The organism is Haloferax sp. S2CR25 (genome assembly GCF_031624535.1).
GTDB classification, from domain to species: Archaea; Halobacteriota; Halobacteria; order Halobacteriales; family Haloferacaceae; genus Haloferax; species Haloferax massiliensis.
Window position 1 is genome coordinate 1 of record NZ_JAMQOO010000023.1, and the last position, 9530, is coordinate 9530.

Genomic DNA, 9530 nt, shown 5'->3' on the forward strand with positions numbered 1-9530 from the left:
TCCGGAAGTAGAGGGTGTGGTCCCCGCTCGTCGCGGCCGTCCCCGACGAGTTCTCTGGGGCGGGCACATGAGCCGACGCGCCGACGACCCGCCAAATCGTCCCGCTGGGGGCGAAGATTTGGACTGACTCCTCTTCACCGACGGCAACGTCTCCGGTCTGGTCGTAGGTCTTGCGCTTGGTGTTTAGTTGCTTGAACGTGGTAATCTCTGATGCGACCCGGTCGTTGGACCCGCTCGTTCCGGGCGTCGACCACGGTGCGCGTCCGGGCATCAGTTAAACACCCCCAGAAGCCGCTGAGAGCCGCCAGCGTAGTCGATTTCGAACTGTACACGGAAGCGGTAGTTGTTGTCTGCCGACTCGTTGTCGACGATGACGCCGACCTCGTCGCCCTGGTGGACCGGGATGGAGACCCGGTAAGGCGTGTCGTCCGGCTCGCCCGTGACGAAGTGCTCGCCGTCGGGCGCGTACGTGAGCGCGTCGTTCTCAGCCCCGTCGGAGATGATGACGGGGCGGAGCTTCAGCGCGTCCTCGGAGCCGGGGACGGACCAGATGGTGATGCGCTCGACCGTGCCGTCCTTCGGGACGGGCACCGTCTTCTTGAATCGCTCTGCGCCGGCCGGGACAGGTGCCTGCACGTGGGGGGTGTCGCGGCCGCTGTCGGTCGTGAGTTTGCTAAGAATGGACATGAGGGGAAACCTCAGTTCTTCTTGAGCGCCGAGTAGCCCTCGGCGCGCATCGAACTGTTCGCCTGCGAGAGGGATTCGGTGCCGCTGCCGAGCTTGACCCGGACGCCGATTTGGTAGTCGTCGCCCATGATTTCGCCGCGACCGCGTCGGAGGCGCTGGTAGGGGAACGGGACACCCCAGTCGCCGCGGGAGTCCGTCGACGGGTCACCCTTGTTCAGCTCGTCGAGCGGCCGACGGTAGATGGTCGCGAGGACCTCGTCGGCGCTGTTGAGAACGACGAGTTCGAACTGGCCGTCGGTGATGACGGTGTCGGCGTCGTTCTCGATACTCGCCCAGATGTACGCCTCGGCGCGGTCCGGGTTCTCGCTCGACCCGCGGCCGAAGGCGACGCCCTCGAAGTCGTCGAGGCGTCGCTTGAACACGAGCGAGTAGCCGTCCGCGTGGGCGTTCGCGCCACCATGCTCGCTGTAGCCGCTCAGGGTTTCAGAGTCGGCGCTGAACTCGTAGAGGTCGCCGTCGGAGGTCTGACGCCGGTACATCAGTCGAACGCACCTCCCGAGTCCTCAGCCTGCCCAGTCGCGGGGTTCTGACCGATGATACTGCCGATGGTCGAATTGAGCCAGGCAGCGCCTCGCTCGCCGATACTGTCCGTCATGTTCCAGAGGGTCGAGCCTCCGATGAGGCCGACCACGAGGAACCCGAGGGTCGAGAGAGAGTCTATCTCGACCTCCCCGATGAAGGGGACGTAAATCGTGTTGGCGTCTTCAAGTGCCATTGCATCCTCGACGAGGACCGCGCCCGCAAAATCGACCCAGAATACCCCCGCATGCAAGCGTTAAAGCGTTGAAAGGGGGGTTGGGTATCCCCCCGACATTTCTAGTTGCGTGACATTCTGTTTAGATATGGTAATGGGAGTTGCAATCGCGTTCTGCGCGGCTGTCGCGGCCGAACTGAAGGGTTCGGGCGACACGACCGCGTTCACCCGGCCGATGTTCCTGTTGACCCTTTTGATGGGTGCGGGGGTATCCGTGTCCGGGCTCGCATCGTGGTCGTTCGACGCACTCGCCGTCGTCGTGGGGTGGCTCTGATGGCGGGGGGGAGCGTCGAACCCGAAAACCGCCGAGACCAGCGGTGTCACCACTGTAAGCGGTATTTCAGCGACCGCGGCATCAAGGCGCACGAGTCGAACTGTTTCGTCGCGGAAATCCCGTTCGAACTCGTCCCCGAGGACGAGGTCGAGGCGGACGACGACGCCGGCGTCGAGACGGGCGGGACCCCACCCGTGGAGTCGGTGGGTGGGGAGTCACCGGAACCGGCGGACGGTGTCGGGGGGTCGGGTATGCCCCCATCAAACGATTCAACGGCTGTCACCGACGGGGGCGAAGCGATGGAGGTGCCGGACTTCGACCGCCCCGACGAGGTCGAGGAGGTCGCGGACGCGCTCGCGGACGAGGGCATGGAGGTCGTCGACCGGCACGGAACCATCGCCGAGCCAGAGACCGAGGACTGCCCCGCGTGCGGGTCGGACACCGAGATGACCCGCGACGAGCTCGTCGACGGGAAGAAATACCGTTGCACCGACTGTCGTGAGACGTTCGTCTGGAGGGACGAGTGATGTCGGCCGAGGAGTTCAACCCAGACGAGATGGCAGCGCGCGCGGTGGGCGACCTCGCGGACGGAACGACCGGGGCGGTCGCCGAGCACGCGGCGGCGGAGGGTGCGGAGGACGCGGCGGAGTCCGCGACCTCGGTCGGCAGCAGCGAGGACAAGGACCTCGTCGGGATGGCGCTCCACACCGAGCCGAACATCCGCGTCGACGACGCGAAGGACGACCTCGGCGTCGACGACGCCGGCGCGAATCTCTACATCGCGGGTCGGAAGGGACTCGACTACGTCCTCGACGCCGGCGATGCCGCGGCGAAAGAGGGCGTCCCAATGGCGGTCAACCTGTTCAAGGGCGCGTGGGGTGTGCTCACCGCGGAGGGCGCGGAGGGCGCGGAGGACGACGACGAGACCGACGAGGAGATCGACGAGAGCGAGGACGTGGGTAGCGGTAGACCTCCCTTCGGAGGTGGGCCGGCATGAGCGACCCGGCGTACTTCACCGACAACGGCCACCTGCTCCTGACGGGCGTCACGGGCGCTCAGGGCGACTACCTCGGTGAGTCGGGACAGTTCGGCGGGAAGTCGGCGCTGGCGACGTGGTGGGCCGACAACCCCGGCCGGTCGCGCGACCTCGTCATCTTCCTGAACGCGAAGTCCGACGACGTGGGTGCGGTCCTCGACGACTTCGACGAGGTCAACCGGGTCGGGGACATCCCCGACGTGATGGACCGCTCCGGCGGCCGGGTCATCCTGACGCCCGTCGACGGCGACTGGGAGGCGGTGTCGCGCCGACTCGAATCGTTCGTGCGGGCGCTCCCGCAGGACATGACGAAACTGGTCGTCCTCGACGAGGCTCCCGAACTCGACGAGGACGCGGTGCTGTCGTTCGTCCGGGTCCACGGGAACGGGGCGAACTGCAAGACGCTCGTCATCGCGCAGTCGCCGACTGACATCTCGACGAAAATCGCCAAGCAATGCGTCCCGGTCTGGGTGGGGCCGATGAAGAACGACTACGGGTCGTGGTTCGCGGTCCACGACATCAAGGAGGCGTTCGACTTCATCTCGGCCGCGCACGCGCCGTATCACTGGACGGTCATCATCGGGAAGGCCGCGGGCGAGTGGCACCACTACGAGCCGGTCCCGGCGAAGTACGGGGAGGTGTGAGCGATGTGGAACCTGAAGGTCTACCGCGCCGGCGTCGAGGTCGAGCGACAGGCGGCCGACCTGTTCGACGCGATGGACCAGAAGAACGACCTGCTCGACGAGGACGATGTCGACGCGGTGGTCGTCTCGCGGTGCTTCCCCGCGCCGGGCGGCGAGTTCCGGGTGGGTGGTGACGCATGAGCTTGCATCCGGTGAGCGTTCTGGTCGGCATCGTCGGACTGGCCTACGCCGTCGGTCTCGGGTTCGGTCTCGGCTGGAGGGACAGCAATGACCTTCCCTGATATCTCCCGGTCGGAGTTCCGCCGGCTCGACGAGCGGGCCCGCGGCGACTCGGGGACGTTCGCGCAGATGCTCGTCGCCGCGCACTTCGGCGTCACTCACGCGCCCGACCGGGCCGAGTGGTTCGACGCCGTCGACGACGACCGTGGCACCAAGTTCGAGGTCAAGTCGACGCACCGGACGCTCGACAACGGCGCGCCCGGTCGCTTCCGGGTGTGGCGCTCGCAACTGCGCTCGCTCATCAACTCCGACGCGCAGGGGACGGCGTGGGTCGTGTTCGTGCTCCTCGACGCCGACGGCAACCCCGTCGACCACCGCCGGATGCGCCCGTCGACGGTGTGGGCGCTCGTCCGTGACGAGTTCGGCGGGTGGGACAAGTCGGGTCATGAGATGGGCGAGCAGCAGAAGATTCCCGTCGACGCGGTGTTCAACTGATGGTCTGTCTGTCAGGCTTCTGGCTCGGGGTCGCGGCCGCGGTCGCGATGCCTATCGTGATGCTCGGCGTGGGTTGCGGTCTGTTCATCCTCATCGACATCTTCGCCCCGAAACAGCCTGTCTAATCCTCGTCGCGGCCGAACAGCCACCACTTCGCGCGGGTCCACGCCGGCGCGTTCCGTCGACGTTCTTCCTCGTCGACGAACCGGACGAGTTCCTGCTTTTCCTTCCGGTCGTCGATGAGGTTCATGATGCGGTTGTGAAGGCGCTCGTTCTCGGTGCGAAGTTCCTCACACTCGCTCCGAAGCTCGTCCCACTCGTCGATTATCGCGCGGACGGCTTCGCTTCGGGAGCGCACGTCGCGGTCGTCATCGTCCTCGACCTCGGCGAGCACGTCGACGTGATGGTCGTGCAGCACTACCGAGACGCGGGTGTCGTTCTCCTCGCTCATATCTGGTGTGAGTCGTTTCCGAGTCGTTCTGAGTCGGTGTGAGGAAATTCACACCGAATAATATCGCCCGACAGCTCTACTTTCGCTAAACCGTACACTTTCACTCCGCTGTTGGCTGACCCTTTAGTATCAATCTCTCTTCGTTTGTAGTGGACTGAGCCCAGACCAATGAGAACAGTCCATGACTACCGAAAAGAGATTACTCAAGGTCGGGAAGGCCGGCGTCATCGAGGTCTTCGAAGACAATCGCACGCAAATAGTCGCTCACGTTGTCGTACCCGAGTTGAGCCGCTCGCATCCGTATCTGACGTTTGCGAGGCTCTGGAACGGTAAATCCGACTGATTCCGACCCGCTTGGCGTGCTGTCGGTCTGGCTCATGGGCTGTTCAATCGTTAAATGGTTAAACCATTAAACGTACCGGGTTGGCGAGTGCCTCACCCAAAGAATTAACCAGTTAAAGATTTAATCAGAAAATCATGAGCCCAGACCAAGAGCAAGAATCGGGGATGTCCCAGTTCGGGATGAATATCCCCACCAATTGGAAAGAAGCGCTATTTCAAATCGCAAAACGACGGTCAACTCGCTCCGAACGAGTCACGATGTCGGATGTCGGCCGAGAACTGCTCGGTCCGAGCCTCGCTGAATACGTGCTCGTCGAGGACCACAACGATGTCCCCGAAGAAGTCCGCGACCTGATGGACGACGACCTCATCGCGAACGCGGGAGGTGAGGACGATGGCGACGACTGAGCGGTCGACGAACTACCCGCTGCCGGTCGCGTGCATCACGTGCGACTGGACAGGGACCGAGTCGGAGGTCGTCATCATCGCGTCGAGTCCGTGCTGTCCCGAGTGCGACGCGCCCGTCGAGCCGGTTGGTGGTGCCGAATGAGTCTCGCGCGCGAGAAGACGCGCGCGAAGTGTCTCGATTGCGACTGGGACGCGAACGCGAACGACTGGCTTGCGGCCGACCTCGTCTCGGACGAGCACGCCGACGAGACCGGTCACGAGACGACGACCGTCGCGGGTGGTCAGCGGTGAGCTGGTCCGTCGTCTGTCTCGACTGTGGTGACTCCGTCGAGGACACCTACGTCGACGCGCTCGAATGGGGCGGTCGCCACCGTCACCGGAACCCCGGTCACGAACTCGAATCCCGGAGGAAAGAGTAGAATGACCCGCGAGGAAGCGGTTTCTGGACGGACTACCCCCCGGGTTGACGCGGTCAAGACGCCGGTCCGCGGGCGGGATTTTATCACACCTGCCGGAGACACGAAGAACAGCGCTGAAGCTACGCAGTCAAGCAAGCCCCGGGAGGAATCGCCCGGGGCCACACACACCATGTCAAACGACGACGCTACTGATAAGATTTCGGATGAAGCGGATTTGAACCACGGCGACGCGCCCCGCGAACTGGTTATCAACGCGGGCGAAACCCCGGTTGCACGCCTCCAGATGGTCGATGAAAAGACCTACGACGGGGCGATAGCCCGGTCACTCCGGGCGTTCGCGGACGCACTCGAAAACGAGTCAGACGACGCGCTCGACGCCGACGAGTTTGAGTACGTCATCGAGGAGGACCTGCCATGACCGACGGTCCCGACCTGGAGAAGATTGCGATGCGGAAGGTCCTGTATCGGCTCGCCGGGTACGGCGAGGGCGACACCCCACCCGACGACTACGACGCGCTCGACGCCGCCGCCGACGCCATCGCAACCATCGACGAACTCGAAGACGAGAATCGTCAGATGCGCGAGCGTCTCGAAGAAGTCGAACGGAAGGCCTCGAACGCGATGGGCGCGGCGAAGGCGAGCGACAACGGCGCGCGAGCCGACGGCGGGCCGGGGAAGAAGGACAAGGCGCGACTCGCCGCCCGGAACGAACTCGTGAAGCGATGCCTGCTCGACGCCAGTAGTTCCGCGGGCGGGAGCCTGACGGTCGGTGAGGTGCAGACGATGCTCCGGCCGGGAACCGACGTGGCGTACCAGACGGTCAAGGACGCGATGAACGACCTCGCCTCTAGGTGGCAGGCGATCTACCTCGGGGAGAACGAGAACGGAACGCGGGCGCTGAAGGTCAAGAGAGACTGTCTCGACGAGGACCTCGTCGGCGCGGTCGAGGTCGACTTAGACCGAGACGACCTCACTAAGCGACTTATTAGTCATCGGAACCGGGGGGCGGCCTAACGATGCCGTCTCAGGCGGTGAAACCACCACCTCGACTTGCACACCGATAAAGTTCGGTTGTAGTGTTGTCTGTAAGTTTGTTTTCGTTAGTCGTAACTGCGTCAGCTACTGCGTCGCTAAGCGTCGTCTTCAGACCCCTTAGGGGAGGTTCGACGACTAAGAAGTAACTTAACCCGACAGTACCAGAACACCGACAATTCGGCGGGGGTCACAGCCGACACGTCCGCGGACCTCTCGGGTCCGCGACAGTTATCTTATCCTGCCTCCCCGCGGCGGCCGGGCCGGGGGGTGCCGACCCCGCCGTCGACGACCTCCAGTCTCACCTGCAGGTCGGATTTTGCGGAGCAAGTGACGCCACTCACCGTTCGTCGAGAGTCCTTCCAGGAGAGAAGTGAGCGAGGACTACCGGCGGCCGCCACGCGCCGCCTTCCGCCGGGCGTCTCGCTTCCGTTCGCGTCGCCGTTCGCGCGCGTCGCCCAGGAGTTTCGTGACCCGCTGGAAGCCAGCGAGGACGAGGACGCCCCACAGGGGAACGTCGACCGTCGACGACAGCCAGGTCAGGTCAACGACCATCGTCGTCCTCCTGGTCGACGCCGCCGTCGGTAGCGACGACCCAGTCCTCGACGCGCCGCACGCGACCGCGCATCACGACGAGGTCGCCGTGCAGGTCGCGATGTATCCAGAGCATCAGCGCGCCGAGTCCGATGAGCAGCAGCGCCGTCACCGGGTCGGTCGTCTGCAACAGCAGGTCGGTCAGCTCACTCACCGCCGACCACCCCGGCGATGATTTCGAGGACGGGGCGGAGCAGATAGAGGACGACGAGCCCGCCGAGGAGCAGGACGCCAATCCAGACTGCCGAGGCGAGCGCCGTCCCGCGGGTCGGGTTGGCCGGCTGGCCGTCGACGGGGTCCTCAATCCACGGCGACTCGCCGGGGCCGGCGGTGTTGCCCGCATCGTCGTCGAACAGCGAGACGATGCCGCCGACCCCCTCGTCGAAGTTGAGCGCCGCCGCGTCCGCCGCCCCTGCGACCGTGTCGGCCGGGTCGCGGACGGCCTGACCGGGGTCGCTGACGAAGTCGCCGATGCCGCCGAGCCAGTTGTTGCTCCCGTCGCCCCACGTCGAGGTGCCGTTGGTGTCGACCACGTCAGTCACCCCCTCCGAAGACGACCGCGCCGATGGCGACCACCGCGGCCGCCGCGAGCGCGAGCAGGTTGCGTCGTGACCCATCGCCGTCGAGGAGCCACCCGACGAGTGGCGCGTCGGTCGTCGAGGTCGATTGCGTGTTGCCGGCGTCGGTCGGGGTGGCGGTCGACGCCGCGTCGCCGGTCGCGCCCTCTTGGATAACCTCGCCGTTGAGACGGAGGGTCGCCCAATCGGGGGCATAGATGCCGTCCTCGCCATCCTCGATTTTGCCGGTGAACTCGACTGCGTCGCGGTCGCCGCCGAGGTAACCCTGAGCGGTGTCGCCGTGGACCTTGTCGAACCCGTCGTCATCGAACTCCGCGCCGAGGATGGTCCCTCCGTCGATGCTGAGGTTCCACGGCTCCGAGTCTCCGGGTCGACCGACGGGGGGCCCGTCGCCGACGCGCTCGCGGACGGCCCGCGGCGCGCCGATGATTTCGAGGACGTTCGTGGCGGGGGGCATCAGTCGTCTCCTCCTCCTGCGACGAGCGCGACGCCGACCGCGACGACGACCGCGACGCCAGCCGCGCCCATCGCGAGCAGGCCGCTCGACGAGTCGCCGTCCTCAACCTGACCCATGCCGGCCAACTGCTCGCGGAGGTCGCGCAGTCGCTCCTGGAGGGCGGTCGTCTCGCCAACCTCGGGCGTGCTCGACCCGCTGCCGACGAGGTCGCGGACGGCGTCGGCCACGTCCTCGACGGACTCATAGTCGCCGCTCAGTCGGTCCTCGTCGACGGACGCCGAGCCGTCCGGGTTGATGGTCACCTCGTCGCCGTCGGTGTTCTCATTTGGGTCTGGGCTGACCACGTCGTTCGCGGGGTCGCCCCCGCCGGGCTGACCGGACTCCGAGTTGCCGGGGTCGAGGCCGGCGTCATCGTCGATGGACCCGTACCCGCCGGTCCCGCCGTTGTCGAGGTAGTCGCCGGTGTCGACGGTGTTGTCGTCATCGTCGTCGTTCGACGAGCCGCCGCCACCGGGGACGTAGACCGCGGGGTCGCCCGGCTGGTCGTCGATGTCGTCGGGGTCGATTATCATTCGCCACCTCCAGAGAGTGTGACAACTGTTCCGTCCTCCGACTCATCGACTATGACGACGGTCCACTCTGTGAGGTTCCCCTTCGAGTTCCGCCGTTCGATTGTGTCTCCTTCTTGAAGCGTCATTCTATGGCCTCCTCGACAACTGCGAGCGCGATGCTTCGAGTCTGTGACTGGGTCATGTCGGTGTCGTTCCGGTACGAGACTGTGAGGGGGTCCTCGCTGGACAGCCGGAACGACTGCATCTGCGCCAACTGCGCACCTCCATCGTTCGGTTTCTGGTTCCTGTCGGCATTATACCAGTTACCGTTAGCCAGCCGGAGGGGATTGCCATAGCTTGATTTGCCCTCTAGCGCCGCCTCGTACCACTTCCCGCCGAGATTCCGGAAGTAGAGGGTGTGGTCCCCGCTCGTCGCGGCCGTCCCCGACGAGTTCTCTGGGGCGGGCACATGAGCCGACGCGCCGACGACCCGCCAAATCGTCCCGCTGGGGGCGAAGATTTGGACTGA

At 65.3% G+C, this 9530-nt stretch carries 25 protein-coding genes and 1 pseudogene; 13 read left to right on the forward strand and 13 right to left on the reverse strand.

Features of this window, described 5'->3' with window-relative positions; all coding sequences use genetic code 11:
* The 4 genes and pseudogenes from NDI65_RS21895 to NDI65_RS21910 all read right to left on the reverse strand — a co-directional run.
* Positions 1 to 271 (reverse strand): annotated as a pseudogene (locus NDI65_RS21895) (hypothetical protein); the annotation flags it as partial.
* Positions 271 to 687, reverse strand: a complete 417-nt coding sequence (locus NDI65_RS21900; protein WP_310894405.1) for a hypothetical protein — start codon at positions 685 to 687, stop codon at positions 271 to 273. The gene NDI65_RS21900 and the pseudogene NDI65_RS21895, both read right to left, overlap by 1 nt.
* Before the next feature lie 11 nt (positions 688 to 698).
* A complete protein-coding gene (locus NDI65_RS21905; RefSeq protein WP_310894406.1) occupies positions 699 to 1226 on the reverse strand; it encodes a hypothetical protein in 528 nt (175 codons plus the stop codon).
* Positions 1226 to 1462, reverse strand: coding sequence for a hypothetical protein (locus tag NDI65_RS21910; protein WP_310894407.1), 237 nt, complete (start codon positions 1460 to 1462; stop codon positions 1226 to 1228). The genes NDI65_RS21905 and NDI65_RS21910 overlap by 1 nt, the downstream gene beginning before the upstream one ends.
* A gap of 133 nt (positions 1463 to 1595) precedes the next feature.
* Between NDI65_RS21910 and NDI65_RS21915 the strand changes: the two genes are divergently transcribed.
* The 7 genes from NDI65_RS21915 (at position 1596) to NDI65_RS21945 (ending at position 4294) form a co-directional block, all read left to right on the forward strand.
* Positions 1596 to 1775 (forward strand): hypothetical protein, encoded by a 180-nt coding sequence (locus NDI65_RS21915; protein WP_310894408.1) that lies wholly within the window; start codon positions 1596 to 1598, stop codon positions 1773 to 1775.
* Complete coding sequence (locus NDI65_RS21920) at positions 1775 to 2302, forward strand: hypothetical protein (RefSeq protein WP_310894409.1); 528 nt, start codon at positions 1775 to 1777, stop codon at positions 2300 to 2302. Before NDI65_RS21915 ends, NDI65_RS21920 begins: the two co-directional genes overlap by 1 nt.
* Positions 2302 to 2772, forward strand: coding sequence for a hypothetical protein (locus NDI65_RS21925; RefSeq protein ID WP_310894410.1), 471 nt, complete (start codon positions 2302 to 2304; stop codon positions 2770 to 2772). The genes NDI65_RS21920 and NDI65_RS21925 overlap by 1 nt, the downstream gene beginning before the upstream one ends.
* Positions 2769 to 3455, forward strand: a complete 687-nt coding sequence (locus NDI65_RS21930) for a hypothetical protein (RefSeq protein ID WP_310894411.1) — start codon at positions 2769 to 2771, stop codon at positions 3453 to 3455. Before NDI65_RS21925 ends, NDI65_RS21930 begins: the two co-directional genes overlap by 4 nt.
* A gap of 3 nt (positions 3456 to 3458) precedes the next feature.
* Positions 3459 to 3635, forward strand: coding sequence for a hypothetical protein (locus NDI65_RS21935; protein WP_310894412.1), 177 nt, complete (start codon positions 3459 to 3461; stop codon positions 3633 to 3635).
* Between the two features lie 87 nt (positions 3636 to 3722).
* Positions 3723 to 4169, forward strand: a complete 447-nt coding sequence (locus NDI65_RS21940; protein WP_310894413.1) for a hypothetical protein — start codon at positions 3723 to 3725, stop codon at positions 4167 to 4169.
* A complete protein-coding gene (locus tag NDI65_RS21945) occupies positions 4169 to 4294 on the forward strand; it encodes a hypothetical protein (protein WP_310894414.1) in 126 nt (41 codons plus the stop codon). The genes NDI65_RS21940 and NDI65_RS21945 overlap by 1 nt, the downstream gene beginning before the upstream one ends.
* Here NDI65_RS21945 and NDI65_RS21950 read toward each other — a convergent pair.
* Together NDI65_RS21950 and NDI65_RS21955 are read right to left on the reverse strand one after the other, a co-directional pair.
* The gene (locus tag NDI65_RS21950; protein ID WP_310894415.1) at positions 4291 to 4620 is read right to left on the reverse strand and encodes a hypothetical protein; all 330 of its coding nucleotides are present in this window, start codon (positions 4618 to 4620) and stop codon (positions 4291 to 4293) included. The two genes, NDI65_RS21945 and NDI65_RS21950, sit on opposite strands and share 4 nt — an antisense overlap.
* 199 nt (positions 4621 to 4819) lie before the next feature.
* Positions 4820 to 4999 carry a hypothetical protein gene (locus tag NDI65_RS21955; protein ID WP_310894416.1) on the reverse strand — a complete coding sequence of 60 codons (180 nt, stop codon included), beginning with the start codon at positions 4997 to 4999 and terminating at the stop codon, positions 4820 to 4822.
* Between the two features lie 221 nt (positions 5000 to 5220).
* On the opposite strand from NDI65_RS21955, the gene NDI65_RS21960 reads away from it, so the two are divergent.
* From NDI65_RS21960 to NDI65_RS21985, 6 genes are read left to right on the forward strand one after another with little or no spacing between them, the layout of a single operon-like run.
* Positions 5221 to 5370: a hypothetical protein gene (locus NDI65_RS21960; protein WP_310894417.1), complete on the forward strand. Its 150-nt coding sequence runs from the start codon at positions 5221 to 5223 to the stop codon at positions 5368 to 5370.
* Entirely contained in the window at positions 5357 to 5512 is a 156-nt protein-coding gene (locus NDI65_RS21965) for a hypothetical protein (protein WP_310894418.1), read from the forward strand. Before NDI65_RS21960 ends, NDI65_RS21965 begins: the two co-directional genes overlap by 14 nt.
* Positions 5509 to 5661, forward strand: coding sequence for a hypothetical protein (locus NDI65_RS21970; RefSeq protein WP_310894419.1), 153 nt, complete (start codon positions 5509 to 5511; stop codon positions 5659 to 5661). The genes NDI65_RS21965 and NDI65_RS21970 overlap by 4 nt, the downstream gene beginning before the upstream one ends.
* The gene (locus tag NDI65_RS21975) at positions 5658 to 5789 is read left to right on the forward strand and encodes a hypothetical protein (protein WP_310894420.1); all 132 of its coding nucleotides are present in this window, start codon (positions 5658 to 5660) and stop codon (positions 5787 to 5789) included. The genes NDI65_RS21970 and NDI65_RS21975 overlap by 4 nt, the downstream gene beginning before the upstream one ends.
* 1 nt (position 5790) lies before the next feature.
* Entirely contained in the window at positions 5791 to 6207 is a 417-nt protein-coding gene (locus NDI65_RS21980) for a hypothetical protein (RefSeq protein ID WP_310894421.1), read from the forward strand.
* Positions 6204 to 6803 carry a hypothetical protein gene (locus NDI65_RS21985; RefSeq protein ID WP_310894422.1) on the forward strand — a complete coding sequence of 200 codons (600 nt, stop codon included), beginning with the start codon at positions 6204 to 6206 and terminating at the stop codon, positions 6801 to 6803. Before NDI65_RS21980 ends, NDI65_RS21985 begins: the two co-directional genes overlap by 4 nt.
* A 402-nt stretch (positions 6804 to 7205) precedes the next feature.
* Here the strand turns inward: NDI65_RS21985 and NDI65_RS21990 are convergent, their stop codons facing one another.
* The 7 genes from NDI65_RS21990 to NDI65_RS22020 form a co-directional block, all read right to left on the reverse strand.
* Positions 7206 to 7376, reverse strand: a complete 171-nt coding sequence (locus NDI65_RS21990; protein ID WP_310894423.1) for a hypothetical protein — start codon at positions 7374 to 7376, stop codon at positions 7206 to 7208.
* A complete protein-coding gene (locus NDI65_RS21995; RefSeq protein WP_310894424.1) occupies positions 7366 to 7569 on the reverse strand; it encodes a hypothetical protein in 204 nt (67 codons plus the stop codon). The genes NDI65_RS21990 and NDI65_RS21995 overlap by 11 nt, the downstream gene beginning before the upstream one ends.
* The gene (locus NDI65_RS22000; RefSeq protein ID WP_310894425.1) at positions 7562 to 7948 is read right to left on the reverse strand and encodes a hypothetical protein; all 387 of its coding nucleotides are present in this window, start codon (positions 7946 to 7948) and stop codon (positions 7562 to 7564) included. Before NDI65_RS22000 ends, NDI65_RS21995 begins: the two co-directional genes overlap by 8 nt.
* 1 nt (position 7949) lies before the next feature.
* Complete coding sequence (locus NDI65_RS22005) at positions 7950 to 8450, reverse strand: hypothetical protein (protein ID WP_310894426.1); 501 nt, start codon at positions 8448 to 8450, stop codon at positions 7950 to 7952.
* Positions 8450 to 9022: a hypothetical protein gene (locus NDI65_RS22010; RefSeq protein ID WP_310894427.1), complete on the reverse strand. Its 573-nt coding sequence runs from the start codon at positions 9020 to 9022 to the stop codon at positions 8450 to 8452. Before NDI65_RS22010 ends, NDI65_RS22005 begins: the two co-directional genes overlap by 1 nt.
* Entirely contained in the window at positions 9019 to 9147 is a 129-nt protein-coding gene (locus NDI65_RS22015; RefSeq protein ID WP_310894428.1) for a hypothetical protein, read from the reverse strand. Before NDI65_RS22015 ends, NDI65_RS22010 begins: the two co-directional genes overlap by 4 nt.
* A partial coding sequence (locus NDI65_RS22020; RefSeq protein WP_310894429.1) for a hypothetical protein occupies positions 9144 to 9530 on the reverse strand: 387 nt, incomplete at its 5' end. The genes NDI65_RS22015 and NDI65_RS22020, both read right to left, overlap by 4 nt.